The organism is Cupriavidus sp. GW823-FHT06D04 (assembly GCF_058795055.1).
In genome coordinates, this window is record NZ_JBXAHL010000015.1 from 26,134 (window position 1) to 50,320 (window position 24,187).

Sequence of the window (24,187 nt, forward strand, 5' to 3'; positions counted from 1 at the left end):
GCAGCCCGCCCAGATAGAGCACCGTGCAGAGCCAGCGACAGCGCGCCGCATGCCTTTCCCGCGCGATCGTAAGCGTCAGCGGAACCCATCTGGTGAGGCAGGAGCAGCGATGAGAAGGTAGCGGCTTCACGGTATAAGGAGTGAAGCGATGGCCGAGCATCGAGACGGCAGTAGTGGACACGAAGGGACGAGGTATTACCGGCATGATCAAGCCTTCTGGCGGGAGATGGTGGCGCAGTGGAACAATAGCGGGCTGGGCATCCGCGCTTTCTGCCGGCAGCATGGCCTGGCGGTCAGCACCTCTGGCCTGTGGCGCAAGCGCGTGGACCACGACCAGCCGGCTGTGATGCCTCTGACGGTGACCGCCGACACCGCGTTCATCGCGGCGGCCACGGGCACAGCACCCGCCGTGCAAGCGGTGGCCGACATCGCGCCATCGAGGGGGCGTGACCATGTAGTGATCGCACTGGCCGGCGCGCGCATCGAACTCACCGGCGCGCATGCCGAGCGCATCGTACGCTTTGTGCTCGGGCAACTGGGAGGCGGACGGTGCTGATCACCGGCGATGTGCGAGCCTTCATCTACCGCGATACGGTCGACATGCGCAAGTCCATCGACGCTCTGTCATATCTGGTGCAGCCGCTGCTAGGACAGAACCCGTTGTCGGGTCACCTGTTCGTCTTCGTGGCCGCGACCGCTCGAAGGTCAAGATCCTCTACTGGGACCGTACCGGCTTCGTGCTGTGGTACGAGCGACTCGAGCGCCGCCGCTTTCCCTCGCTGGCGGCGTTGGCCCAGGGCGGCTTCTCGCCGGCCGAACTGAACGCCTGGCTCGAAGGCATCGAGATTCCGGCGCAGCGGCGCCACCCGACGAGCGCGCTGAAGTTCGCCGATCTAGAACTCGGTGCGCATCGATTTCTTTATCGCCGCATACCTTTCAAGGGTCTCTTTCCGCGCAACGTCGTGCTGCACGATCGGGGGTGGATAGTTCTCCCCAAGCTTCACCCCCGCTGTAGCCAGCACATTCACCGGCGCCGTCCATGGCGCATGGATGTACTTGTCCGGCATCTGTGCCAGCACCGGCAAGTACTTGCGGATAAATCGCCCCTGCGGATCAAATTTCTCCGATTGCATGACCGGATTGAAGATACGGAAGTACGGCTGTGCATCGCAGCCCGTTGATGCAGCCCACTGCCACCCGCCGTTGTTTGCCGAGAAATCGAAATCATTGAGCTGGTCGGCGAAATATTGCTCGCCGCGTCGCCAGTCGACGCCGAGGTCCTTGACGAGAAAGCTTGCAGTCACCATCCGTAGACGATTATGCATGTAGCCGCTCTGGCGGATCTGCAGCATCGCGGCATCGACCAGCGGATAGCCGGTCTGTGCGTCGCACCATGCCTGAAAGTATCTGTCGCCCGTGACAGAGTCGACCCAGCGCAGCGCATCGTATTCGGGGCGGAAAGACTTTCCGTCGGCCACGCGGGGATGGTGGTGGAGGATCATGAAATAGAAGTCGCGCCAGATCAGTTCGGACAGCCAGACGGCCGCGCCGGCGCTTTTGCTGCCGCCGCGCAGTACGGCGTCGAGCGCGGCTCGCGCCAGCGTGCGGATCGAGATCGTGCCGAAGCGCAGGTGTACCGACAGGTAGCTCGGGCCGCGCAGCGAGGGAAAATCTCGCCGGTTGCCATAGTCGCCGATGCGGTCGATGAATTCGTCGAATAGTGCACGGGCGCCATCACTGCCAGTGGGCATCGCAATCTCGGCGAGATTGCTGACAGCGAAGCCGAGATCGTCCAGCATTGGCGAAGCCTTTTGATACTGGCGGGGCACCGGTGCCAGCGCGCCCAGATACTTGTCGACTGGATACGGTCGAAGGTCGAACGGCTGCACTCCGCGTAACCACGCATTCTTGTACGGCGTGAAGACGCTGAACGGCTGGCCCTGGCCGGTCATGAGCTCGTCAGCCTCGAAGATAACCTGGTCCTTGAATGTGAACAGCACCCGGAAGTCGGAAGCCAGTGCCTGACTTACGGCCGTGTCACGCCGCTTCGCCGCAGGTTCGTAGTCGTGGTTCGTAAAGACGGCTTCTGCATCGAGTTCGGCCGCCAGCCGAGGAATGGCATCGCGCGCGGTATCGTCAAGCACGATCAGGCCACCGCCCGCATCGGTCAGCGTCCTGCGTAACGGCTCTAACGACCTCAGGATGAACTCTACACGCCGATCGACCTTGCGTCCGCGGGCAATCAGCGGGTCAAGGATTTCGCGATCGAAGACAAATACGCACCACACTTGGCGGCAGTGCTTGAGGGCATAGTGCAGCGCTGCATGGTCGTCGGCGCGCAGGTCACGCCGGAACCAGACTAGGCCACGCGCGAACTCCCGGTCGATCCGGTAGGGCATGCGTCTGGTGCCAGCTGTTTCAGAGGCAGGAGAAAGGGGTCTCGGCATTGCTGTAATTTAGTCCCATGGAACGTTGTGGCACAGCTCCATTTGCGGGTATCGCCTGCGCCGCATCTTGGCTGCTTTTGACATCATACGTTCCATATCTTCATCGGGGCGTTAATGGGATGGACGCCCCTCCCCGTGAAGGTACATGAGTGCCAAACTGGTGAGCATGGCAATCTCTCAAACAGGAGCATCCCTCATGCAGGTCACGACGATTGGCATCGCTTTGGCGAAGAATGTGTTTCAGATCCACGGTGTGAATGAGCTGGGCAAAGCGACGTTGAGAAAGCAGCTCAAGCGTGCCCAGGTGGCCGAGTTCTTTGCGACTCTGCCGCCGGGCGTGATTAGGATGGAGGCGTGTGGCAGCGCGCACCACTGGGCTCGAAAGCTGCAGAGCTTCGGTCACACGGTGCGGCTGATGGCGCCGCAGTTCGTCAAGCCGTATGTCAAGACGAACAAGAACGATGCGGCCGATGCCTAGGCAATCTGCGAAGCGGTAGCACGGCCGAACATGAGGTTTGTGCCGATCAAGTATGTTGAGCAGCAGGCGGTGTTGGCGCTGCATCGTGCGCGTCAGGGCTTCGTGAAAGCGCGCACCTCGCAGGCCAACCAGATTCGTGGTTTGCTGGCCGAGTTTGGATTAGTAGTTCCCCAGGGTATCGGGAGTATTGCCAGGCAGGTGCCGGAGTTGATCGAGGATGCGACCAATGAGTTGCCAGGCTCGTTCCGTCTGCTCGTCCAGCGGCTGCTGGAGCATCTGAAGGATGCTGGAGCGTCAGGTCGACGAAATTGGCGCGCAGGTCGAGGCATGGCATCGGGATAACGAATTGAGCGGCGAAGAGGTCGGAGGCTATCGATGGGCGCGACGGACGGGATTTCCTGGCGGTCGCCGTGGTTGCGCTCTTCCGCCAGTGGCGGCGCCCCCGTTCCAGGCCAAGCCGTTACGCCGAAATTGAAATGCAATTAATCGCCAAGCTTCGCCTGCAACCATCAATCGCTGGGCGCCGGCGCGGTGCCCGGATGCTCTTAGCGCCCGCTCCCTTGGAGGCCTCCCCAACTTATATGAACGCGCCCCGGCAGATCGCTCGGTCACGACCCTGCTCTTACCGGAGGGGTACTGAGGGTAACGGAAGTGGAGCGGATCAGCGACGAGCTAGTCGCGCGGTCAGGGTCTCGACCATGGCCACGATCATGGCGCGGTCCGGGCTGCTGACCTTCGTCAGTAGCCGGGCGAGATGGTTGGCCTGATCGCTGGAGCGGGTGCTGGCCCCGGTCAGCAGTTCCGAGGTGTCGCACTGGAAGATGTCAGCCAACTCGGCCAGGCGCGCGATCGTGGGCATGACGACGCCACGCTCCATTCGGGAGACCGCCTCGTTGCCAATCCCCAACCGTTCCGCCACCTGTTCCTGAGTGAGGTTGGCTGCTATGCGGTGCCTGGCAATCGCGTGCCCCACCACAACAACCAGTCGGTCTATCTCCGTTCTGCCCATGCTATCTCCATATCAACCGATATGGTAGAGCATCATTTTTTCTGTATGAAGTGCTTTACGAGTTGAGTTTCCACGAAGGCCAGCCGTTCGCCGGTGTGGACGACCGGATCGCTGCGCAGGCCGATTGGGATGCCGTCGTGCGTGAACGGCTTGACGGCCGTGAGCGAGGCATCGAGCTTGAGCGTGTCCCCGATCGACGCACCCTCATGCACCAGATCCCCGGCACGCGTGGCCGGAATGAACAGGCCGCCTTCATCGGCGGTGATCCGGCCGCGCCGCCTGACGCGCCACAGGCTGGTGGCCGCGGGTGCCCGATGCAGCGGCGCGATGGCCTGGTGCATTGCCAGCACGTGGCGGTCGCGCGAAGAACCGCCAATATCGTTGCGCTCCAATGCTGTGGTCACTGGCAGCACGATATCGGCATGGCGTGCCGTGGCCGTCCACCAGATGTCCTGCACAATCACCGTTTGCGGTCGTGCCCAGGCATCGCGCCGGTTGCGCGCCACGCATCGCCACATAGGGCAGCGTGACGCTCACGCCCGAGGCCATCGAGCCGACAGGCAGCTGGCCGCTGGTGCGGGCGGGGCCGGATTGCTGGCGCAACCAGTCACCGATGATGGGCATGGGAGGACTCCTGTTCAGTCGATTCAATGTGAGCGATGGCGGCGAATGCCTGATCGAGGTCGGACATTAGATCGGACACGGCCTCCAGGCCGATATGCAGCCGAATCACGGTGCCGTGCGATGACCAGTCGCTGATGCTGCGCGCGCGGCGCATGTCGGCGAGTACCGCCAGGCTTTCGAAGCCGCCCCATGAGGCACCGATGCCGAACAGCTGCAGGTTGTCGACAAAGCGTTCGGGCGCCACCGGCGCCTGCGAATGCAAGGTGAAAGAGAGCAGGCCATTGGTGCCATGGCAGTGGCGTTGCCACAGCGTGTGATTGGGATCGTGCGGCAGGGCAGGGCAGAAGACCTGTGCGACTTCGGGGCGATCGAGCAGCCATTGCGCCACCGCCAATGCGCTTTCCTGATGTTGCGCGAGACGCGCGCCTAGGGAGCGGATCCCGCGTTGGACCAGATAGGAATCGTCGGGGCTCACGGCCATGCCGAAGGAGTCGGACATCGTCGCCAGTGGTTGCCAGGCGGCCTCGGTGGTGCAGACCGTGCCCATCATCACGTCGGAATGGCCACACAGGTACTTGGTGGCGGCCATCAGGGAGATATCGGCGCCGAGTTCCAGCGGGCGATACAGCAGACCCGATCCCCAGGTGTTGTCGGCGGCGACCAGTGCGCCGTTTGCATGTGCGCGTTCCGCCAGCGCGGGCAGGTCGCACATTTCATAGACCAACGAGCCGGGGGCTTCCGCATAGACCAGCCGCGTTTCCGGGCGCAGCTTCGCATCGAGGTCGGAGCCGTCCGCCGCATAGAAGTCGGCAGCGATGCTGTGCTGGCGCAGGAAGCCGTTGGCCAGGTTGCGCACTGGCTCATAGACGCAGTCGGGTAGCAGCACATGCTCGCCGGGGCGTACATAGGCTAGGATCGTCATCGCCGCCGCAGCCAGCCCCGACGGGAACAGGCGTGTGCGATAGCCGCCTTCAAGCATCGTCACCATGTCTTCGAGCGCGAAGTTGGTGGGGTTACCGCGCGCACCGTAGGTGAACAGGCGCTCGGTATCGCGACGCGCGCGCATCTCTCGCTGCTGGGCAACGGATTCGAACAGCACGGTGCTCGCACGCACCACGGCTGGGTTGACCGGTTGGCCGCCGGACACAGCGGATATGCGCCCGGCATGGGCAAGGCGTGTTGGGAGCGCTTTCGTCATGGTTGGCCTGTGGGGTGGCTCACGATTGTGGGAGACGTCGCAAGGTTCGTGCCTTCCGTTAGTCGACATGAGCGCCGGACAGCTTGACGATCTGCGACCAGCGGGAGATGTCCTGATTGAGCTGTACGGCGAATGCTTCGGAGCTGTTGGCTATGACGTCGCTGCCGCTGTCGCGGATGGTCTTCACCACGTCGGGCATCTGCAGCACCTGCACGATGGCACGATTCAGCAGCGCCACGCGCTCGGGCGGCGTGCCGGCCGGCACGAAGAAGCCGTACCAGTCCTCAAAGCGTGCATTGCGATAGCCCAGTTCTTCAAGGGTCGGCACCTTAGTGAATACCCCGAGACGACGCGGGCTGGTGACGGCTAATGCCCGCATGCGGCCAGTCTGGATGAAACCGGCCACCGACGAGGTGGACGTGATCAGCACATCTACCTGTCCGCCGAGCAGGTCGTTGATGGCCGGCCCGGCACCTTTGTATGGCACATGCTGCAGCGAGACCTTGCTGTCCTTGTCAAGCACCGCGCCCACAAGGTGCGACAGCGTGCCGTTGCCGGGCGTGGCAAAGGTGATCTTCTGCGGCTGCGCCTTGGCCTGTGCTGCCAGTTCCTCGAACGACTTCCAGGGGGCGTTGGTGGAGACGACGATAGCCAGCGGCGCAGCGTTGATCTGCGTGACCGGAATGAACTGCTTGATCGGGTCGAAGCCCGGCGCGCGATAGAGCGTCGGGTTTACGGCCATGATCGATACCTGCGACGTCAGCACCGTATAGCCATCGGGCTTCGACTCCGCCACATAGCGCGTGCCGATATTGCCGCCGGCGCCGCCGCGGTTGTCCGTCACCGCGCTCTGGCCTAGCACTTGTGACAGCCGCGCGGCCACCACGCGCGTCACGGCATCATTGCCGCCGCCGGCGGGAAACGGCGACACGATGCGTAGCGACTGCGACGGATAATCGTTGACCGGCGCCAGCGGCTGCGCCGTGGCGGCGCCGAACATGGTGAAGGTGAGTGCTGCAACCAGAAGCTGCGGAAAGCGTGATGACATCGGGCGTGACATGGGGCGACCTCGTTCTCTTTTGGCAGGTTTGTCGTGGCGGACTTGCAGGTTCGGGTGGGAATCAGTCGAGAGGCCTGAAACGGAAGGTGGCCAATTCCTGCGCGTCGAGCTGGCCGATCAGCCCCGTTTCCCAAGCCAGGTATTGGCGGGCTGCGGCCTTGTTGCCGTCGTGGCGGTCGTGCACGAAGAACAGGTAGTCGATGCACCGCGCATCGGGGAGGGTCTCGGCGCCCCGGCTCACGGCATGGCCGGCATCCCGCCATGCGCCGAAGCCGCCGTGCAGCCGGCGTACATCGCGATAGCCGAGCGTGTGCAGGTCAGCGAAGGCCAGGTCAGCGGGATCATCGCCGTCGGCATCGCCGATCAGCACCAGCGTGGTGTCGTGCGGCACGCCGCGCAGGTTTTGTGCCAATCGCGCACGCGTAGACCAGTGGCTGCCGGCGATTCGGCCGGCGCGGTACGTCATGCTGCCGCGCAGGTCCAGCGCTAGCATCGATTGCGTGGCCATTCCGGCGGCCAACTGCGCGACATTGATGGTGGCCGGCGCGGCCACCCGATATGCGGGTCCGTGCGCAGCCTTGACTCCGGCCACGAGTCCTGCCTGCAATCCGCCATCGAGTACCACGGCGTCATGGCCCATCTGGCGCAGCCAGCTGGCCACTACGATGGCGCGCACCCCTTCGGCATCGAACAGCACCAGCCTAGCGCGGCGCACGCCGACATATTGATCGGTAGCCTGCATAAGCTGGCCGCCAGGGGTGTGTTGCGCGCCGGGCAGCGTCTGTGTGGCGTATTCCTCGGGGGTGCGCACGTCGCACAGGAATGTGGTGCGCGACCTGTCGGCCAGCCATGCAATGGCCTGCGCGGCGGCGATGCGCGGCACATCGAAGCGGGCGGCCAGCGCCTGCGCGGCGTTGCGCGCGGCATCGAGTTCGCGTGGCGACGCGTTCTCCGGATAGCGTGCGGTACCGCCGTGTTCGAGCGTGAAATCGTTCAGGTACCAGCCTTGCGTACCGTTTTCGAGCGCATAGACCGGGTTGCTCACGCCAAAATTGATCAGCGATTGCGCACCGATGATGCTGCGCGTACGGCCCGCACAGTTGATCACGATCGGCGTGGTGCTGTCGGGCACCAGGTCACGCAGGCGATAGGCGAGTTCGCCGTTGGGACAGCAGATCGCGCCCGGGATATTCATCTTGCGGAATTCGCCGGTCGGGCGGCCATCGAGCACCACCGGTGCATTGGCACCGGCCTGCATGGCTGCCAGTTCCTGCGCGGTGACGCGTGGGGTGCGGTAGTGGTGCTCAGCCAGTTCGCCGAAGGTCTTCGACGGCACGTTGACGCCGGCAAACAGCGCGTAGCCGGCGGCCTGCCAGGCCGGGACGCCGCCATCGAGGACAAACAGGTTCGTATAGCCAAGGCGTGCCAGCGCGGCGGCTGCGGCCTGCGCCACGCCGTCGCCGTCATCGGCCAGCACCATGCGCGCATCGGTACGAGGTGCCAGGCGGCCGATGTCGAGTTCGAGCCGGCTGTAGGGCAGCGGCACGGCATAGAACGGATGGCCCTCGCCATACTGGCCGTGTTCGCGCACATCGAACAGGGCGATCTCGTCGGCATCGTGCAGCCAGCCCTTCAGGGTGACGGCGTCGACAGCGGTATAGGAAGCTTGGCTCATGAAATTTTGGGCAAAGGGTGGCCGCCCTCTCCGCGGAGAGGAAATTCGTCGGGTCGGATCTCAGGAGTGGGCGGCCTGACGGTATGGCTCAGGCCCCCGTTCAGGCTTTCTTTTAGCGGCGGGTCTGTACGCCCACGTTCATGATCTGGCAGCGGCCGGTCTCGAGGTCGAACGTCAGCCGTTCGGTCAGCGTTTCCAGCGCCCGACCATACATATGCAGATGGCGGATGACGTCTTCCCCTTGGATTTCCACGGAATGGATATCGTCAGGCAGCAGCGCGATGCCACAGCGCGGGCCGACTTCCACGGTATGCGAATATTCGAGCGTGCCCACACCGGCCTGGCTGCCATCGTCGGTGCGGGTGTAGACATCGTTGAATTCGATGCCGCTGACACCGGCCACGCAGGCCCAGGTGGTGTGGTTGTGCGGCGGGATGCGCTTGCCCGGACGCATTACGTTCAGGTACAGCGCATAGGTCTGGTCAGGATCCTCGGTGATCAGGTAACGCGCCTGGCGTTCACCGGGCTCGGGCGGCGGGAAGTCGGTCTCGCCCCACAGTTCGGTGCGGGCGGCCAGTTCTTCCACATGGGACAGGACATCGGCCAAGCTGGCGCGCGTGACGGCGCGTTTATCTACGATATTCTTAATGGATTCGATGGTCTCTCCGACGGCTGCCTGGCGCTGTTGTGTGATGGACATGATGCAATCGATCCTTGTAATCTCTGTTTTTGAGGGGTAGAACGCTGTTTCGTGTTTCACTGTAATGAACATCAGCCCTGAAAACCACTTAATGCGCGACGAAAACCCATTAGCAGGACTAATGAATGCGTAACCTCGATCTGGACCTGCTTCGCACACTGGTGGCCATTGCCGACAATGAAACCTTTGGCGCCGCCGCCGAAGCCGTGCAACGCACGCAATCGGCCGTCACCCAGCAGATGCAACGGTTGGAAGAACAGCTTGGGCTGACGCTGTTCGAGCGCCAGGGCCGTGGCAAGCAGATGACGCGGCATGGCAAGAAGCTGCTGGAATACGCGCGGCAGCTGCTGACCATCAACGACGAGACGCTCCGAATGCTGCGCGAGGGAGACCTGACCGGCTCGCTGCGCATTGGCGCGCCGCACGATGTGGCGGATACCATCCTTCCGGTGCTGCTGTCGCATATTGCTCGGTCGTCGCCGGCGCTGCGGCTGGAGATCCATGTCGGCAGAAGCCCATTCCTGATGGAATCGCTGCGGCGCGGCGAAATTGACCTGACCGTTTCCACGCGCGAGGACAATACACTCGAAGGCATTGTGCTGCGCACCACGCCTACGATCTGGGTGTGTTCGGCGGATTTTGTCTATGAGCACGGCACGCCGGTACCGCTGATCCTGGCCGATGAGCCGAGCCTGTTCCGCAAGCTGTCGCTCGAGGCGTTGACGCATGCTGGTGTACCCTGGCGTATCGCTTATCTGGCACCAAGCCTGATCGGCATCAAGGCGGCGCTGCGCGGTGGATTGGGCATTACGGCGCGCAGCATCGACCTGCTGACGGCGGACATGCGTATCCTGGGCGAGAACGATGGCTTGCCGCGGTTGCCCGATGTCACCTACTACCTTTGGGCGCGTCCCAATGCGGTCAATCCTGTTGCACGGCATGTCTTCTCAATGCTCAAAACCGCCCTGCAGCGCGGGCTGGTCAGCGCGTGACGGCTACCCGCGATTTCGGCGTTCTGAGAACAGGGAAACCTGAATCGTAGGCCGCGTAGCAGGCGCTGCAAACTAAGAAGATCGCGTATCAATATTTGCCGCGGAATGATGGCTTCGCTGCATACCACGGCTTCAGGTCCGTCAGTCGGGCAATTCGTCGCGGAAAATGCTGAGCGGCTGCGCCTGATACGGCTGCCCGGATACTGTCCCGAGCTGAACCCCGATGAGTTGCTCAATCAGGATGTGAAAACCAACGCGATGGGCGAGGGCCGGCCGACCAGCAAGACGGAAATGATCGATGTAAGCGCGCGGTGATCCCGTCTTGACGACAGCGCCGCGGTCAGGACTGCGGGAGTTGCCAGTGATGAGGCAGAAGCTCCTCGAGGCGACTTGCGGGCTGCGTTGGCAGTCGTGTGAGAACGTCTTTGAGATAGGCGTAGGGATCGTGACCGTTCAGCCTGGCCGACTGAAGGAGGCTCATGGCCGCAGCAGCGCGACGGCCTGCCCGAAGCGATCCCGCAAAGAGCCAATTGCTCCGGCCGAGAGCAACCGGACGGATCTGGTTTTCGCACCAGTTGTTATCGATCGGGACTTGCGGATCCTCGAGGTACCGCGTCAGGGCAGTCCATCGCCGCAGACTGTAGTCCAGCGCCTTGGCGATAGCGGATCCCTCGCTCACGCGAGCGCGTTGCCCGGTCATCCAGGCGTGGAGCGCATCGGCAATCGGCCGGGCGCGTTGTTGCCGGATTTCCAGCCGCAATTGTGCAGCAAGCTGCTGCACTTCCCGCTCGACCTCGTAGAGCTCACCTATGTACTGCAGAGCATCCTGTGCGATCTGGCTTTTGCTCGCTGCGTGGAGGTCGTAAAACTTACGTCTTGCGTGCGCCATGCAACCTAACTCGGTAATGCCCTGGGCAAACAGCGCCTTATAACCGGTGAAGTCGTCGCAGACGAGCTGGCCTTTCCAGTTGCCAAGGAAGTTCCTCGCATGCTCGCCCGCGCGACTGTCGGCGAAGTCGTACACCACTGCGCGCAGATCCTCGAAGGCCCCGGGGCAATACGTCCACAGGTAGGCGCGCTGCGTCTTGCCCTTACCGGGACTGAGCATGGCCACCGGCGTCTCGTCGGCATGCAGCACACGATGTTGCAGAATCTGCTCCTTGAGCGCGTCCACCAGTGGCTGTAGTTGCACGCCGCACATGCCGACCCATTGCGCGAGCGTGGACCGAGGAATGGCCAGGCCTGCGCGCTCGAAGATGCGTTCCTGCCGATATAGAGGCAAGTGATCGCTGTATTTGGCTACCAGCACCTGCGCAAGCAATCCGGCGGTAGGGATTCCCTTGTCGATCACCTGGGCCGGCACCGGGGCCTGCGTCAGCGTTTCGCACTGCGCACACACCCATTTGCCGCGCACATGACGCTCGACGGTGAACACGCCGGGCGTATAGTCCAGCTTCTCGCTGACGTCTTCGCCAATGCGCTTGAGCTGACAGCCGCAACCACACGTGGTCGACGTCGGCTCATGGCGAACTTCGACACGCGGCAGATTCGGCGGCAGCGGCGCACGGCGCGGTTTGTTCGGCGGGGGCTCGTTCTTCGGTTTGCTGGCGAGTTGTTCGAGCTCGTGCTCGATGGCGATCAGGTCTGCGTCGATGGCTTCGTCAAGCAAGCTCTGTTGCTCGGTTGGAAGCTTCTCGCTACGGGCGGCAAACTTCCACCGTTTCAACACAGCCATCTCATGCGTGAGCTGGGCGATGCGGGTATCTTTGAGGCGCAACTCACTATCCCGCACCCGCACTTCTGACATCAAATCCATGGCCAGCACCCGCAGTTGGTCTGCGTTCATGCCCTGGAGTTGTGCGGTGTCGATCATGCCGGCTATTGTGCCGTGCCCGGCATTCCACAAACATCGGCACGCGCACCGATTGCAATCGCGGACGTTACACGATTCGGATCACTCCATCCTGACCGATGCGCTGCCATGGCAATCCAAGCACCAGGCCGGCCAATTGTTCGTGCGTCAGCGGGTATTGCTTTGGTTCGCCGGAACGCGGCCACGCGAACTGCCCTTGATTTAACCGGCGTGCTGCCAACCAGATGCCGATGCCGTCGTGAACCAGAACCTTCATACGGTTGGCCCGGCGATTGGCAAACAGGTAGGCATGGTGCGGATGCGCGGCCCCGAACACCGTGACCACCCTGGCCAGCGCCTTGTCGAAGCCGGCCCGCATGTCCAGCGGATCGACCGCCAGCCAAACCTCGTCAATGCGGATCACGCCAGCCACTCGCGCAGCCAGGCAACGCATTGCGCTGCTTCGGATGTCGGCCAGCTTACCGTGATCGACTGGTCTGCGCGACGCACTTCGACACGGATCTCGGTTGAGCGCACGTTCCTCGACTCGAGCGGTACCGGCACGAATGCCGGCGTCGCGGCCCGTTGGACTGCCACTTCGCTGCCGACGATCAGGGCCGGCACATTCCCTTCGGCCTGGTCAACCCAGCGCCTGAGCAGGTTAGCGTTGAGCTTGTGATGCAACGCAATTGCTGCAATCGAAACACCTGGTCCCTGGCATGCAGCAACCACCTGAGCCTTGAATTCGCGGCTGTAGCGGCGGCGCCGACGTCGTCCGGCCGGAGCCTCTTGTTCGATAGTGTTCACGTGTCCACCTATTCGTTAAGCGGACACGATGCTCCCAAGACCTTCACCTCAATTCAAGACGGGTTGCCCGGACGCTTACTGATCGATAGCGTGCGTCGCGATCTGCATCGCCTGCAGAAGCATCCTCATGTCATCCGTAACCTTTTTCAGGAAAAGCATGTTTGCTACGCAGCCTGATTTGCGCACTATTTAGTGCACGGGTCAGTACGTGTTTGCGCAACTCACCCGACGCATTGGCCTCGCTTCTGGCCCGTGCTATGCCGCAATCAGACTTGGTTGACACGTTGGGCGCCACCGCCAGCGCATCAAGTCTCGACCTGTGACGATCCCCGAGGAGTCCAATGAGTTGTCGGATCTGTTGAAGTCCGAAAAACGGTAGTTCTCATCGATATCCGCGATGCGGCACCGGAGCAGCTAAAGCAGCGGCAATACATGAATGACCGGTATATCGGCCTCCAACAAATAATGACTGCACCGAGATTTGGCGACGAGGCCTCATGAGCCTCCGCATTAAGCTGGGCCGGCAACGTTGTATGCGCATGCGCTGGGCGGACTCGGTATGAGGCTACCCCAGGGGTGGCTGAAGCGCCTCCGATGAGGAGGTGAAAGCCGCCGTTGACTACATGCTGGCGGCAGCCAAGTAGCACGACGCATCATCCGTAGCGACGGAGCCAACCGCAGGCGAGCCAGTTGGTTAGCCAATCCGACTGCCTATGCAATCTTGCTCCGCCGACCGACCGCATGACGACAGCGCGCAAAGAGCGGCGGCGTGTTGAGGTTCTGTGATGCCGCATGGGCAACAGTGGCGACACTTGAAGGAGGGAACCCTCAATCACGGCTTGGGCATGTCACCATGATGATGCCGCTGGCCCTCGACGGCATCCGGTCCGTGGTCGGCGAGTTGTGCGTCGAACCAGTTGTGCAATGCCGCAACGGAATTGGCATCTGATGTTCGGTAGTCGAGTTCGGCGCCGTCGGCGACCTCCCGGTACTCAATGGCAATTTGCCCCGGTTTTGCTAAACGAAGCTCGGTCAGGCCAGGCATGTCATTGCCGTGAATGTATGATGGACTGGAAAAGTCGCCTTCGATGAACTGGCTTCTTATCTCTTGCAGATGCTCCCTAATCAGCGTGGTCTGCTCTTTGTCGCCAGCATGTTTGGCTATAACGCGCTGCGTTCCACCCACAGCAGTCTTGGTAAATATATGGGTTGTAGCCTTGAGGTTGAACGGCATGACGTTTTTGCCTCGCTCGGCGATTTCGACTTGGCGCTGGACATCGGCAGCGTTGGCAAGCGGCGGGACGGTCGAGGCAGCAACTGCCAGAGCGACACAAGTAAAGGTCTTTTTCATTTGCGAGGTACCTGTCGGGTAGAAAGCGGGACTGCGCTCAGCCAGGCAATGCAGCTAGTACACATGCGGCGCAGAGAAAAAGCCATTCGATAATAACCAGGTCGGGCTACGCGTCGGCCGTGAATTCCTCGAAGGCTTTCAATGCGTGTGTGGCATACATCATGGACGGTCCGCCCCCCATGTACACGGCTGTTCCCAGCACTTCCTCCAATTCGGCTCGCGCGGTTCCCAGCTTGACAAGCGCTTGGACGTGAAAGCCAATGCAGTCGTCGCAACGGCAAGCGACGGCAATACCCAATGCCACCAACTCCCTCGTCTTCTTGCTTAGCGCACCTTCTTTGGTACCGGCCGCAGCCAGTTGGGAGAAGGCTGTCATCAAGTCAGGTTGGGTCTCACGCAAGCGGCGCATTTGCGCAGACACATTTTTGACTACGGTCTTGAATTCCGGAATGCCACTCATGAAGCCTCCATCGTCTAGGAAATGCGCACGGCGATTGAACCATCGTTCAACATCATTGACGCGAGCAGCCCCTCGGCTGCTCAACTGGTTGACATCGAACTACTTTGCGCCAGCCTTCGGTGTCGAGCATGTTTTCACACCCAGAATGCTGTAGGCAGGACAGATGCGCACTATGCCGGTAAGAAGTGGCAGGACGCCAATCCAGCCCCAGGCGCCAATGCCTCCGGTCGCGGCCAGACCAATCAGGACCAACCCGATAACAATCCGGAGGATTCGGTCAATGGTTCCAACATTTGCTTGCATTGCAGGCTCCTTGTCAATAACAAGACGGTGTGGACGAAAAGCGGAATGGACTTGCTGCTCTGCACATCCAGCTTTTGAAGCGAGAGCTACTGAAATAGTCTTGCCTCTTGCTGGACGTCGGTTCTTGATATAGCGCAAGCTAGTGCGGAACGCCGACACCGGCCGTGCCTCGACTGAAGCTAGCGTGCATCCTTCGGGCGGTCCCCCTTGGGCCAGTCTTTCACCCATGCAGCGTAATCGGGCCTCGGCTTCTGCGTGAAGTCAGCGGCGACGTCAACCGCGTCCTGGGCTGACAGCGTTCCGCCCTGCCCAAGCGGCATGTTGTGCTTCACGAACGCGGCCGCCGTGTACAGGCGCGCCATGCCAGCGCCCACATTGAACGAGTCCTTGCCCCAGACCGGAGGGAACACATAGCCGCCTTGCGGATTCTTAGTACCCTGGCCTTCGCCACCGTGGCAGGACGCACATTGCGCGGTGTAGATGGCCTTGCCATGGGCCGGGTCTGGCTTCTGAGGCGTGTCAATTTTTTCAAAACCTCGACCAGTCACGTTGATGCCGGTCGGGACACCCGTTTCACGCGGGGCTAAGGTGTTCGACAATGCGCTTGATGGTCCCATCCCTCCCAGACGCATCCCTTCCCTCAAGAATCACCAGAATCCGGTCGCTGCAGGAAATGAAGTGCTTCTGTAGTTTGACCCGCTCGATTTGAGCAGGTGGACCATCTCCTCATAGGTCACATGGAGCTTACCTCGGATGGGGAGCCGTCTGGCTACTTGCCGTCGTTCTCATGGTTCACCTTTCGCGGATCGGGCACATTGGGCGCGGCGGGGCTAGCCTTGCCGGGTGTGAGCGGGGTAACTTTCTCGGAGAGCAACAGCTCCAGCGAAGGTCGGTCTACGACCTCCTGTTCGAGAAGTAGCTTTGCCAGCGCGTCCAGCTTGTGCCGGTTTGCCAGCAAGGTCTGCTTCACCCGCTGGCTGGCATCGCCCAGAATCGTCCGGACTTCTGCATCGATGATTTGCGCAGTACTCTCGCTGTATTCCTTGTGTTGCCGAGGCATCAGTCCTGGTCCGGTAAAGAGCGGGTTCGGCATATCCTCGTAAGTAGCGAGTCCAAGCTGCTCGCTCATGCCGAACTGCGTAATCATCTGGCGAGCCATGTCTGTTGCGCGTTGCAGGTCATTTTGCGCGCCGGTCGAAACGTCTCCGTAGACAATCTGTTCGGCAATGCGACCTCCAAGCAAAACATCGAGTCGGTCGAACAGCTCGCTTTGCTTCAGGAGATAGCGGTCCTCTGTCGGGGTCTGCTGCGTGTACCCCAGTGCTGCGACGCCTCTGGGAATGATAGAGACCTTGGAAACTCGGTCAGCATGTGGCCGCGACTCAGCCACGATGGCATGACCGGCCTCGTGGTAGGCGATGGTTTCCTTCTCCTGCGGATTCATCACGCGGTTCTTCTTCTCCAAGCCGCCTACGATGCGGTCCAGCGCCTCGTCAAAATCAATCATCTCCACGGCATCCTTGCCCTTCCGGGCCGCCAGCAGTGCGGCCTCGTTGACAAGGTTGGCGAGGTCGGCGCCCGCGAATCCGGGCGTGCGCCCGGCCAGCTTGGTCAGGTCGACGGTCGGGGCAAGAACGACATTTTTGATGTGTACCTTGAGAATCTGCTCGCGCCCTTTCAGGTCAGGGCGGTCTAGCGCGATATGGCGGTCGAAGCGGCCGGGGCGCAGCAACGCCGGGTCCAGGATTTCTGGCCGGTTGGTGGCCGCCATGATGATGACGCCTTTGTTGGTATCAAATCCGTCCATCTCAACCAACAACTGGTTCAGGGTCTGTTCGCGTTCGTCATTGCCGGTAACTGCACCGAGGGCACGGGTCTTGCCTAGCGCGTCGAGTTCGTCAATGAAGATGATGCAGGGTGCCTTGGTTTCGGCCTGGTTGAACAGGTCGCGTACCCGCGCGGCTCCAACGCCCACAAACATCTCAACGAACTCAGAACCGCTCATGGTGAAGAACGGCACACCAGCTTCGCCGGCTACTGCCTTTGCCAATAATGTCTTGCCGGTGCCAGGAGCCCCCAGGAGCAGTACGCCCTTGGGAATCTTGCCCCCCAGACGCCGATAGCGCTGCGGGTCCTTCAGGAAGTTGACGATTTCGGCTAACTCCTCCTTTGCCTCATCGATGCCGGCGACGTCGGCAAACGTCACCCCCGTTTCTTTCTGCATGTAGACCTTTGCCTTGCTCTTGCCTATTTCCAACATCCCGCCGGCGGCGCTGCCCACCCGCTTGATGAGAAAGCTCCAGACGGCAAAGAAGAGCATTGCAGGAACAATCCACGACAGCAGCGTGCCAATCCACTTGCTGTCGGCCTGGCCGACGAAGCGCACCTTGGCGGCTTCGAGGTCCTGGACCAGATTGGGGTCGTTGACCCGAAGCGTGGAGAACGGGTGGTCTCCCTTTCCCTGGCGCAACATCTCTTCGACCTGTTGCTTGGGGAGCAGTGTCTCAATGCCAGTGGTGCTGAGCGTGCCAGTGATAGCTCCTTCTCCAAGCGTGATGTCCTTGAGCTTTCCGGCCTTGAGTAGGACCTTGAAGTCGCTGTACGGTAGCGTCTCGACATGGGACGAGAACAGGACGCTCTGAAGGAAGAGCATCGCGGAAACTGCCAGGACCACATACCATAGGGAAAACTGCTGCTGACGCGGTTCCATAGAAACCCTTTAATCTTTCGGGTAAGCCAAGAAAATTCGACTGCCACCGCTATTCGAGGTCGGCCGCCGGTCCCAAAAAGCTGTGGCGCTAAGCCTTGCAGTCATATCGGTAGTCGCCATTCTTGGTGTCAGGTCTCTCCCCGAAAGCTGTTGTGTAACCATGCAAAGAAAGCCCCAGCAGCAAAGAACCACACTGCAAAAACGAAGGCCGGGTAGATGACCGACCACCAAGATATCGGTTCGCCCGTCTGAAGGCGCCGGAAATCGAGCCCGTGAAAGAGCGCATTCATGAAATTCATGAAGGGCTCAGGAAGAACCATCCAAACGAGCGTGCATAGAACGTAGAAGAGCACGACTGTTGCAGATAGCGTCACACCAGTCTTGAACGGCTTCATGGCAGCCTCCGGGTGCAAGGAAGATTACGGTTGAATTCAATGAGGACGCGTCCGCGGAACATCTCGGCCTGAGATGTGCGGAATGAATGCTGGTGTCTTGTGCCGATATTCCTCATAGGCCTGCCCGAACTCGGCCAGTGCGTCCTGCTCCTCTGCCTTGGCCAGCCGAACATACATCCAGACCAAAATGGGGAACATCACCAGAGTGACTATCGTCGGCCATTGCAGCAGGAAGCCGAACATAATCAGGACGAAAGCGACATACTGAGGGTGCCTCATGCGCGCATAGAGACCAGTGGTCGCGAGGCGGTGCTGCTGCTGGGCCAGGTACAGAATGCGCCAGGCGGAAGACAGCATGATGAAGCCGCCAAAAATTAGAATGTCGCTGGCGATGTGAAATGGCCCCAGGTGTGGATTGCCGCTCCAGCCAAAAATCATCTCCGGAAGATGACCGGCATCATGCGAGAGGAAGTCGATTCCCGGGAACTTCGCCGAAAGCCACGGCAGCAGAAGATAGATAGTCAGGGGGGTGCCATACATCTCTGTGAAGAGCGCCACAATAAACGCGGAGAACGCGCCAAACGAGCGCCAATCGCGCTGGGTCTTCGGCTTGGTGAAGCTGAAGGCGAAGATGATGAAGACAGCGGAGTTGATAATGACCAGCGTCCAGAGGCCGTAGCTGGATTGTGTTTCGGGTTGCATCATCGCTCTCCCTTGGTGGTCGTGTCCTTTGTGGCGTCATCCGGTCGGTGACGGTGTCCATGTCCATGTCCACCGTGCATGAAGATGTGCATCAGGGGGCAGGCGGCCAGCAGAAGTAATGGCAGGAACTGAATGACGTGTGCCCGGTGTTCAGTCCATAGGAAGTAGGCAATCACCAGCAGAAAGCCAATCATGACCAGCTTGGACCTGGCCACGGTGCGCAGTGCGTCGGCAGGCCGCTCATGACCGTTGTGGTCGTGGTTCATGTTTTCCTCCTTAAAAGGGAAGACGGTATCGCCTAGCAGCAGCCGTGGTGCCGATGATGCCGATGTATGCATCTCGTCGGGTCTTGCTGAAAAACCGTTCGCGACGCCTCCGATTCAAAGTAAAACGAGCGACGCGGTTGCCACGCTCGGCGGACAGGGCCGTAGCCTTGTCCACCATCATTCCGCAGATGGGTCCTTGGCGAGTGGCTTAGCGGCGCGGGAAGCAAGCGCGGGCCTCGCCGCAGGGATAGGAGCGACGTCCGGTGGGCTAGGACTGCTAGAAGGCCCAGCCGAGCTACGCCTATCTACGGGGTGAAGAATATATTTCGCCGGGTTGGCGAGGAAAGCCTGCTCACAGTGTGGGGAGCAGAACCAATATCGCTTCTGGTCGACTTCCGTGCTGGCAGCGGCCTCCTGTGGGGAAATCTCCATGCCACAAACTGGGTCACGCACGAGCTGCTGGGGTGCGGCTGGGCCCGCGGCGGCCGTTGGAACTGCCTGGGCGTCGGTAATGCCGTAATTCCTCCCATTAGGGGTGGTGGACTTGGTCGGCATTCCGTCCTCTCCTTGGGGCGATTAGGAGGATCTGCAGCGCGTAAATTACATTTCATTCTGGGCGACCAGTCGATTTGCTTCTTGATTTCAATCAAGCGTTCATGGGAGATCAGGGACGCAGTGGGGTGCCGGTTCGGGAATGAATGTCGAACGCCACACGAAGCACGTTTGAAGGCTGCAGAAGCCGCTGGGCCAGCCGATGCCGGAGCCGAGGTTGCTGTGCTCCCCGTATTGCGGGCCTAGAAGACCGCTACCGTGCCATGGATCAGCTCATTGACCAAGGCAGGGAACTCCGCCAGCTGTTGCCTCGCGAGTTCACGAACTTGCTGCGCCTGGGCGCTCGAGAGGCCGCGCTCGGCCACGACATCAATGGCAAACAGTTGGGGCTGGTCGATGGGGCGTCCAATTCCGGAGAGAAGCCGGACGATGACTTCATCCGCACCATCCACGCTTGCTTGAATATGAGTGGCTAACCGGTGGGCAAGCACGTTGTAGAGCTTGCCGACATGTGACGCCGGGTTCTTGCCCGCTGCCGCCTCCAGCGACATTGGCCGATAGGGGGTGATCAGGCCATTGACACGGTTTCCGCGACCGACCTGGCCGTCATCACCGTGCTCAGCGCTCAAGCCAGTGACCGTCAGGTAGATCCCACTTTCGTCGCAGGCATCCCGGCTATCGAGGGTATTGATTGCAATCTCGCACTCAGTGCCGATGCGCTCGGCCAGATACGACCCAATTCGCCCCTTGAGGATGAAGTACTCGTCGACGCCGTGTACGCGTCGGTCGACAAACGCCAGTGCAAGAGTCAGACGGTGATGCTCACCCAGCCGACACCCCATCACCTTGTAATCGAGGCCCGCCGCCTCAAACACTCCCCTGTCGGCACGTGAGCGTAGAAGGTCGGCAACCAACAGCACCGCTCTTTCAAGCGATGAGGGTGGCGCATAGCCGACGCCAAAGGATGTGTCATTGGACAGTGGAAGAGACGCTGCGTTGGTCACCCGCCGGAGGTTCGGGGCTGAGGGCCGGAGGATTGGCTCGATGCGGATGTCATTGCCAATACTGCCCAAGGACGTTGCCAGGTACTCGCGAATGGCCTGCTCGACAACTAGCTCGGCCTTGGCCGATGGAAGTTCGGTAATAGGGCCGGACACTAACAACCGCGTTGGGCGCAGCACTTTGCCACCGCCGAACTTTGGCGTGCTTATGCCGCCGATGAGTAGGGCCTTGTCCAGATTGAAGTGCTGGATTGCTCCATAGGCTTCGAGGTAGGCGTGACACAAGGCGCGTGCCGCAGCTTCGACAGCTCCATCGCATAGGCTATCGGGATGTCCGATGCCCTTGTGCTCGCACATTTCCGTCTGCTCGCCTCGCCACGACGGCCAACGCGAGATAGAAATCGCAATGTTCTCCATGATAGACATCTCGAACCCCTTTCACGCCGTCGCCCTGTAGTCATTCTATGTAGCGGCGCTGGGTCAAGTCGCGAACCATTCGGTTCCCGACTGGGCCAACAAGCGTTGTTGAGGCAAATCAAGCAAACGGCCTTTCGCGCTGCCTAGCATAAATGCTGAAAACTGGATTTTCGATTGCGGGCTAGTCGCGACAGGGCTACTGGGGCATTATTAGGCTCATGTGGTCCGGCGTTTGAAGATTGCCAAAGGATGGAGGGTGTCTCGTGCACAAGCTATGGGTGGCACTTGCGGCAATGCTCGCAATTGGGCTGACGGGCTGTGGATACAACGCGATCCAGACCCAGGACGAGCAGGTCAAGGCAGGCTGGTCGGAAGTGGTGAACCAGTACCAACGCCGTGCTGACTTGGTCCCTAACCTGGTCAACACCGTGAAGGGTTACGCCAGCCATGAGCGTGAAGTCCTGACGCAGGTGACCGAGGCGCGGGCGCGTGTCGGCGCAATCCAGGTCACACCTGAGCTGCTCAACAACCCGCAGGCCTTTGCCCAATTTCAGGCGGCACAGCAGGCGCTCTCCGGCTCCCTATCGAGGCTGCTGGCGGTTTCCGAGAATTACCCCCAGCTGAAGGCCGATGCGGGATTCAGAGACCTGCAGTCTCAGCTTGAGGGCACGGAGAATCGGATAACCGTAGCGCGAAACCGGTATATCCAATCAGTTCAGGCCTATAACGTCACCGTGCGGTCGTTTCCCTCAAACCTGACGGCAATGGTCTTCGGTTACAAGGAGAAGCCCAACTTCACCGTCGCTAGCGAAGCGACAATTGCCAAGCCGCCGCTGGTGGACTTCGGTGCCGCGCCGGCAAGCGCGCCTGGGGGTGCCAAGTGAAATGGCTGTCGGCCGCAAGAGGCTTGTTTCTTGTCTTCTTGGTGTTCGCGTCTCTGGGCGCCGCAGCCGACGTTGCCGTTCCCTCCCTGACGGCACGCGTGACGGACCTGACCGCCACGCTTACGAGCGCGCAACAGGCGGCCCTAGAGCAAGAACTGCAAGCATTCGAAGAGCAGAAAGGGAGCCAGGTCGCCGTTCTCATGGTGCCAACTACGCAACCCGAAGCGATTGAGCAGTATTCAATTCGCGTCGTCGAGAAATGGAAACTGGGGCGAAAAGGGACGGATGACGGGGCGCTGCTCATCATTGCAAAGGACGACCGAACGGTCAGAATCGAAGTTGGCTATGGCCTTGAGGGCGTTCTCACGGATGCTATGAGCAAGCGCATCATCAGCGACGACATCGTTCCCCGATTCAAGCAGGGTGATTTCTATGGCGGCGTGACAGCCGGTGTGGAACGCATCATGGGTGTTATCAGCGGGGAGCCGTTGCCGACACCACGGCGTGAAGGAGGTGAGCGCGACCCAGTGCGGCAACTCATGCCGGTGATCCTTGTGCTCACGGTTGTATTAGGCGGACTGCTGCGGTCCTTCTTGGGGCGAGGCCCGGGGGCGGTGGCCGCCGGCGGTGCGGTCGGATTCATCGGTTGGCTCTTGTCTGGCGCCCTTGCAGTCGGGCTTATGGCTGGCGCTATCGCGCTCTTCTTTACGCTGTTCGGCGGCTCACACATTGGCTGGAGAGGTATTGGCGGTCGGAGCGGCTTCGGTGGCCGGTCCGGACGGGGTGGATTCGGGGGGGGCGGTGGTGGTTTTGGCGGCGGTGGGGCTTCGGGTAAATGGTGATGGAAAACGTCAAACGCATCGTGAGACATCTGTTGATGACGCACTGGCGGGTCGGGCGTTCCTTCCCAGAGGATGTATTGAGGGAAGTCGAACAAGCCATTGCGAAGAGCGAATCCAGCCATTTCGGACAACTCTGCTTTGTTGTGGAGGGTGCGCTGAGTTTGGCGAGCCTATTCGCGGGGCAATCGGCGCGTGACCGTGCTGTCGAGGTCTTCTCTCAGATGCGTGTCTGGGATACGGAACACAACAATGGCGTCCTGATTTACCTGTTGCTGGCAGACCGGAGCGTCGAGATTGTTGCCGACCGTGGCATCCATGCGAAGGTCGGCGCCAGCGACTGGGACGCAATCTGTAGGGAAATGGAAGCCACCTTCCGACGCGGTGAGTATCAGCACGGTCTCATCGATGGCATCCTGGCCATCAGCCAGCACTTGCGACAGCATTTCCCTGTGCGAGACAGCGGCAAGAATGAATTGAGCAACAAGCCAGTTGTTATGTGATTCTGGCGCCTGCCCAATAGGGGAGGTCGGTCTCTTAGCGAAACGCAGCGGACTTGACCTCGACTGCATTCTCTCTGAAGCCATGGGTCAGGCAGTTGCGCTAACTATTGGCCTCCTGATTGGTCTGGAGCGTGGTTAGCATGAACGCAAATTTCCGGAAAGGGGGCGCGTCGCCAGCTTGGCTGTCCATGGCCAGATATGTGGCAATGCGGCTCACGGAATCACGGCAGGGGACTCTGTTGACCGGCTTGCCGGGTGGCATTGCGTCTTAGACGGCCGCGACACTAATGCTGGCTCGTTTTACGAGGCATGCGCCGACGTAGTGCCGTCATGATGGTCTCACTCTCGAAGTGACGAAGGCAGCAGGAACTGCGCTGCCATCCTCCCGCTCGATGGGAGGCCGGTCGCCAACGCCCGGGTCATATCTGACCGCCTGCGCTGCGCGCGCGAGCGCGCCATCAGCACCGGCGCACCCGATCACCGCGGATTCGCCGTGTCCACCAAGAACGTAGGCGTGAATCGCAGGCGCTACGACGCGCAGCCGCTCGGAGAGAAGCGATCGGGTCGCCGCGTGTAGACTGGTCCGGCGCGACGGTCTCCGGCATGCCACTCGAAATGTTCCTGGCCAGGTCCAGAGGTATGTCTGTCGCTGCCGATGGTGGTCAATGGCAGCGGGGCGCAGTTACTGGCCTATCCGGAACCTAACCCCACCTAGCGCGAAGCCTTGCGGCGGAGTACGCGCATCGTCAAAGAGGCAACCGACGGCGTGCTCCTCGACCAATAGGGACATTGCACACGCTCTCAACGCCGCAGGCAGGAGGCTAATCATGGCAATCTCACCCGCAAAGGTTTCAACGCCTACGACCGGGGATCTTGCCGTTGTTCCATGGCACGCGATTGCCAGCGGGGGAATACAGCGTTTCCATGGTGATCTCCTTTCTTACGAAAGGAGATTCGAGTTT

At 60.9% G+C, this 24,187-nt stretch carries 26 protein-coding genes and 4 pseudogenes; 9 read left to right on the forward strand and 21 right to left on the reverse strand.

Features of this window, described 5'->3' with window-relative positions; all coding sequences use genetic code 11:
* Positions 1-148 precede the first annotated feature (148 nt).
* Entirely contained in the window at positions 149-556 is a 408-nt protein-coding gene (tnpA, locus tag AC1Q7H_RS19375; RefSeq protein WP_013958661.1) for an IS66 family insertion sequence element accessory protein TnpA, read from the forward strand.
* A gap of 44 nt (positions 557-600) precedes the next feature.
* A pseudogene (gene tnpB, locus AC1Q7H_RS19380) lies at positions 601-797 on the forward strand (IS66 family insertion sequence element accessory protein TnpB); the annotation flags it as partial.
* Between the two features lie 96 nt (positions 798-893).
* On the opposite strand, the gene AC1Q7H_RS19385 reads toward tnpB (AC1Q7H_RS19380), so the two are convergent.
* Positions 894-2,447 (reverse strand): cryptochrome/photolyase family protein, encoded by a 1,554-nt coding sequence (locus tag AC1Q7H_RS19385; protein ID WP_211982917.1) that lies wholly within the window; start codon positions 2,445-2,447, stop codon positions 894-896.
* A gap of 196 nt (positions 2,448-2,643) precedes the next feature.
* Between AC1Q7H_RS19385 and AC1Q7H_RS19390 the strand changes: the two are divergent.
* Positions 2,644-3,277, forward strand: a pseudogene (locus AC1Q7H_RS19390) (IS110 family RNA-guided transposase); the annotation flags it as partial.
* 309 nt (positions 3,278-3,586) lie between these two features.
* Here AC1Q7H_RS19390 and AC1Q7H_RS19395 read toward each other — a convergent pair.
* From AC1Q7H_RS19395 to AC1Q7H_RS19420, 6 genes are all read right to left on the reverse strand, one after another.
* Positions 3,587-3,934, reverse strand: coding sequence for a helix-turn-helix domain-containing protein (locus AC1Q7H_RS19395; protein WP_153956682.1), 348 nt, complete (start codon positions 3,932-3,934; stop codon positions 3,587-3,589).
* Between the two features lie 32 nt (positions 3,935-3,966).
* On the reverse strand, positions 3,967-4,440 hold the full coding sequence (locus AC1Q7H_RS19400; RefSeq protein ID WP_492381561.1) for a molybdopterin-dependent oxidoreductase: 474 nt from the start codon (positions 4,438-4,440) through the stop codon (positions 3,967-3,969).
* Between the two features lie 101 nt (positions 4,441-4,541).
* Positions 4,542-5,756, reverse strand: a complete 1,215-nt coding sequence (metC, locus tag AC1Q7H_RS19405) for a cystathionine beta-lyase (RefSeq protein WP_211982921.1) — start codon at positions 5,754-5,756, stop codon at positions 4,542-4,544.
* Positions 5,757-5,814: 58 nt separating this feature from the next.
* Positions 5,815-6,816 carry a Bug family tripartite tricarboxylate transporter substrate binding protein gene (locus tag AC1Q7H_RS19410; RefSeq protein ID WP_153956685.1) on the reverse strand — a complete coding sequence of 334 codons (1,002 nt, stop codon included), beginning with the start codon at positions 6,814-6,816 and terminating at the stop codon, positions 5,815-5,817.
* Between the two features lie 61 nt (positions 6,817-6,877).
* A complete protein-coding gene (locus AC1Q7H_RS19415) occupies positions 6,878-8,491 on the reverse strand; it encodes a rhodanese-like domain-containing protein (RefSeq protein WP_492381562.1) in 1,614 nt (537 codons plus the stop codon).
* A gap of 112 nt (positions 8,492-8,603) precedes the next feature.
* Complete coding sequence (locus AC1Q7H_RS19420) at positions 8,604-9,191, reverse strand: cysteine dioxygenase family protein (protein ID WP_153956687.1); 588 nt, start codon at positions 9,189-9,191, stop codon at positions 8,604-8,606.
* Between the two features lie 125 nt (positions 9,192-9,316).
* Here AC1Q7H_RS19420 and AC1Q7H_RS19425 point away from each other — a divergent pair, with 125 nt between their 5' ends.
* On the forward strand, positions 9,317-10,183 hold the full coding sequence (locus AC1Q7H_RS19425) for a LysR substrate-binding domain-containing protein (protein WP_013958670.1): 867 nt from the start codon (positions 9,317-9,319) through the stop codon (positions 10,181-10,183).
* 105 nt (positions 10,184-10,288) lie between these two features.
* On the forward strand, positions 10,289-10,498 hold the full coding sequence (locus AC1Q7H_RS19430; RefSeq protein WP_492381563.1) for a transposase: 210 nt from the start codon (positions 10,289-10,291) through the stop codon (positions 10,496-10,498).
* A gap of 25 nt (positions 10,499-10,523) precedes the next feature.
* Here AC1Q7H_RS19430 and tnpC read toward each other — a convergent pair whose 3' ends face one another.
* The 3 genes from tnpC to tnpA (AC1Q7H_RS19445) form a co-directional block, all read right to left on the reverse strand.
* Positions 10,524-12,056, reverse strand: a complete 1,533-nt coding sequence (gene tnpC, locus AC1Q7H_RS19435) for an IS66 family transposase (RefSeq protein WP_492381564.1) — start codon at positions 12,054-12,056, stop codon at positions 10,524-10,526.
* A gap of 67 nt (positions 12,057-12,123) precedes the next feature.
* The gene (gene tnpB, locus AC1Q7H_RS19440) at positions 12,124-12,459 is read right to left on the reverse strand and encodes an IS66 family insertion sequence element accessory protein TnpB (RefSeq protein ID WP_492381565.1); all 336 of its coding nucleotides are present in this window, start codon (positions 12,457-12,459) and stop codon (positions 12,124-12,126) included.
* Positions 12,456-12,842, reverse strand: coding sequence for an IS66-like element accessory protein TnpA (gene tnpA / locus AC1Q7H_RS19445; protein WP_492381566.1), 387 nt, complete (start codon positions 12,840-12,842; stop codon positions 12,456-12,458). Before tnpA (AC1Q7H_RS19445) ends, tnpB (AC1Q7H_RS19440) begins: the two co-directional genes overlap by 4 nt.
* Between tnpA (AC1Q7H_RS19445) and AC1Q7H_RS19450 the strand changes: the two genes are divergently transcribed.
* Positions 12,843-13,019 carry a hypothetical protein gene (locus AC1Q7H_RS19450; RefSeq protein WP_492381567.1) on the forward strand — a complete coding sequence of 59 codons (177 nt, stop codon included), beginning with the start codon at positions 12,843-12,845 and terminating at the stop codon, positions 13,017-13,019.
* 655 nt (positions 13,020-13,674) lie between these two features.
* Here AC1Q7H_RS19450 and AC1Q7H_RS19455 read toward each other — a convergent pair.
* From AC1Q7H_RS19455 to AC1Q7H_RS19505, 11 genes and pseudogenes are all read right to left on the reverse strand, one after another.
* Positions 13,675-14,193, reverse strand: coding sequence for an aspartate carbamoyltransferase (locus tag AC1Q7H_RS19455; protein ID WP_492381568.1), 519 nt, complete (start codon positions 14,191-14,193; stop codon positions 13,675-13,677).
* Between the two features lie 106 nt (positions 14,194-14,299).
* Positions 14,300-14,653: a carboxymuconolactone decarboxylase family protein gene (locus AC1Q7H_RS19460; RefSeq protein ID WP_153956690.1), complete on the reverse strand. Its 354-nt coding sequence runs from the start codon at positions 14,651-14,653 to the stop codon at positions 14,300-14,302.
* A gap of 99 nt (positions 14,654-14,752) precedes the next feature.
* Complete coding sequence (locus AC1Q7H_RS19465; protein ID WP_153956691.1) at positions 14,753-14,956, reverse strand: YgaP family membrane protein; 204 nt, start codon at positions 14,954-14,956, stop codon at positions 14,753-14,755.
* A 179-nt stretch (positions 14,957-15,135) separates the two neighbouring features.
* Complete coding sequence (locus tag AC1Q7H_RS19470; protein WP_492378732.1) at positions 15,136-15,573, reverse strand: c-type cytochrome; 438 nt, start codon at positions 15,571-15,573, stop codon at positions 15,136-15,138.
* A pseudogene (locus AC1Q7H_RS19475) lies at positions 15,536-15,711 on the reverse strand (polyphosphate kinase 2); the annotation flags it as partial. The gene AC1Q7H_RS19470 and the pseudogene AC1Q7H_RS19475, both read right to left, overlap by 38 nt.
* 14 nt (positions 15,712-15,725) lie before the next feature.
* Positions 15,726-17,666, reverse strand: a complete 1,941-nt coding sequence (gene ftsH, locus AC1Q7H_RS19480; protein ID WP_153954443.1) for an ATP-dependent zinc metalloprotease FtsH — start codon at positions 17,664-17,666, stop codon at positions 15,726-15,728.
* Between the two features lie 128 nt (positions 17,667-17,794).
* A complete protein-coding gene (locus AC1Q7H_RS19485) occupies positions 17,795-18,061 on the reverse strand; it encodes a DUF5676 family membrane protein (RefSeq protein WP_153954444.1) in 267 nt (88 codons plus the stop codon).
* A gap of 36 nt (positions 18,062-18,097) precedes the next feature.
* Positions 18,098-18,763 carry a methyltransferase family protein gene (locus AC1Q7H_RS19490; protein WP_492381618.1) on the reverse strand — a complete coding sequence of 222 codons (666 nt, stop codon included), beginning with the start codon at positions 18,761-18,763 and terminating at the stop codon, positions 18,098-18,100.
* Positions 18,763-19,029, reverse strand: a complete 267-nt coding sequence (locus tag AC1Q7H_RS19495) for a DUF2933 domain-containing protein (RefSeq protein ID WP_492381569.1) — start codon at positions 19,027-19,029, stop codon at positions 18,763-18,765. Before AC1Q7H_RS19495 ends, AC1Q7H_RS19490 begins: the two co-directional genes overlap by 1 nt.
* Before the next feature lie 133 nt (positions 19,030-19,162).
* Positions 19,163-19,461 (reverse strand): annotated as a pseudogene (locus AC1Q7H_RS19500) (YHS domain-containing protein); the annotation flags it as partial.
* Between the two features lie 362 nt (positions 19,462-19,823).
* On the reverse strand, positions 19,824-21,008 hold the full coding sequence (locus AC1Q7H_RS19505; RefSeq protein ID WP_492381570.1) for a methionine adenosyltransferase: 1,185 nt from the start codon (positions 21,006-21,008) through the stop codon (positions 19,824-19,826).
* 284 nt (positions 21,009-21,292) lie between these two features.
* On the opposite strand from AC1Q7H_RS19505, the gene AC1Q7H_RS19510 reads away from it, so the two are divergent.
* Genes AC1Q7H_RS19510 through AC1Q7H_RS19520 form a run of 3 tightly spaced genes read left to right on the forward strand, consistent with a single transcriptional unit; the run spans position 21,293 to position 23,225 of the window.
* Positions 21,293-21,883, forward strand: a complete 591-nt coding sequence (locus tag AC1Q7H_RS19510; protein ID WP_492378739.1) for a LemA family protein — start codon at positions 21,293-21,295, stop codon at positions 21,881-21,883.
* Positions 21,880-22,725 carry a TPM domain-containing protein gene (locus AC1Q7H_RS19515; protein ID WP_492381571.1) on the forward strand — a complete coding sequence of 282 codons (846 nt, stop codon included), beginning with the start codon at positions 21,880-21,882 and terminating at the stop codon, positions 22,723-22,725. The genes AC1Q7H_RS19510 and AC1Q7H_RS19515 overlap by 4 nt, the downstream gene beginning before the upstream one ends.
* Entirely contained in the window at positions 22,719-23,225 is a 507-nt protein-coding gene (locus tag AC1Q7H_RS19520) for a TPM domain-containing protein (RefSeq protein ID WP_492381572.1), read from the forward strand. Before AC1Q7H_RS19515 ends, AC1Q7H_RS19520 begins: the two co-directional genes overlap by 7 nt.
* The last annotated feature ends 962 nt before the right edge of the window (positions 23,226-24,187 follow it).

Excerpts from the sequence above, each read along its gene's own strand:
- AC1Q7H_RS19505 (WP_492381570.1), bottom strand. The coding sequence starts at position 21,008 with ATGTCTATCATGGAGAACATTGCGATTTCTATCTCGCGTTGGCCGTCG.
- AC1Q7H_RS19495 (WP_492381569.1), bottom strand. The coding sequence starts at position 19,029 with ATGAACCACGACCACAACGGTCATGAGCGGCCTGCCGACGCACTGCGC.
- AC1Q7H_RS19395 (WP_153956682.1), bottom strand. The coding sequence starts at position 3,934 with ATGGGCAGAACGGAGATAGACCGACTGGTTGTTGTGGTGGGGCACGCG.
- AC1Q7H_RS19430 (WP_492381563.1), top strand. The coding sequence starts at position 10,289 with ATGATGGCTTCGCTGCATACCACGGCTTCAGGTCCGTCAGTCGGGCAA.
- AC1Q7H_RS19415 (WP_492381562.1), bottom strand. The coding sequence starts at position 8,491 with ATGAGCCAAGCTTCCTATACCGCTGTCGACGCCGTCACCCTGAAGGGC.
- ftsH (WP_153954443.1), bottom strand. The coding sequence starts at position 17,666 with ATGGAACCGCGTCAGCAGCAGTTTTCCCTATGGTATGTGGTCCTGGCA.
- AC1Q7H_RS19385 (WP_211982917.1), bottom strand. The coding sequence starts at position 2,447 with ATGCCGAGACCCCTTTCTCCTGCCTCTGAAACAGCTGGCACCAGACGC.
- AC1Q7H_RS19460 (WP_153956690.1), bottom strand. The coding sequence starts at position 14,653 with ATGAGTGGCATTCCGGAATTCAAGACCGTAGTCAAAAATGTGTCTGCG.
- AC1Q7H_RS19510 (WP_492378739.1), top strand. The coding sequence starts at position 21,293 with ATGCTCGCAATTGGGCTGACGGGCTGTGGATACAACGCGATCCAGACC.
- AC1Q7H_RS19410 (WP_153956685.1), bottom strand. The coding sequence starts at position 6,816 with ATGTCACGCCCGATGTCATCACGCTTTCCGCAGCTTCTGGTTGCAGCA.
- AC1Q7H_RS19490 (WP_492381618.1), bottom strand. The coding sequence starts at position 18,763 with ATGCAACCCGAAACACAATCCAGCTACGGCCTCTGGACGCTGGTCATT.
- AC1Q7H_RS19465 (WP_153956691.1), bottom strand. The coding sequence starts at position 14,956 with ATGCAAGCAAATGTTGGAACCATTGACCGAATCCTCCGGATTGTTATC.
- AC1Q7H_RS19455 (WP_492381568.1), bottom strand. The coding sequence starts at position 14,193 with ATGAAAAAGACCTTTACTTGTGTCGCTCTGGCAGTTGCTGCCTCGACC.
- metC (WP_211982921.1), bottom strand. The coding sequence starts at position 5,756 with ATGACGAAAGCGCTCCCAACACGCCTTGCCCATGCCGGGCGCATATCC.
- AC1Q7H_RS19520 (WP_492381572.1), top strand. The coding sequence starts at position 22,719 with ATGGTGATGGAAAACGTCAAACGCATCGTGAGACATCTGTTGATGACG.
- AC1Q7H_RS19485 (WP_153954444.1), bottom strand. The coding sequence starts at position 18,061 with ATGAAGCCGTTCAAGACTGGTGTGACGCTATCTGCAACAGTCGTGCTC.
- tnpC (WP_492381564.1), bottom strand. The coding sequence starts at position 12,056 with ATGATCGACACCGCACAACTCCAGGGCATGAACGCAGACCAACTGCGG.
- tnpA (WP_013958661.1), top strand. The coding sequence starts at position 149 with ATGGCCGAGCATCGAGACGGCAGTAGTGGACACGAAGGGACGAGGTAT.
- AC1Q7H_RS19470 (WP_492378732.1), bottom strand. The coding sequence starts at position 15,573 with ATGGGACCATCAAGCGCATTGTCGAACACCTTAGCCCCGCGTGAAACG.
- AC1Q7H_RS19425 (WP_013958670.1), top strand. The coding sequence starts at position 9,317 with ATGCGTAACCTCGATCTGGACCTGCTTCGCACACTGGTGGCCATTGCC.
- AC1Q7H_RS19420 (WP_153956687.1), bottom strand. The coding sequence starts at position 9,191 with ATGTCCATCACACAACAGCGCCAGGCAGCCGTCGGAGAGACCATCGAA.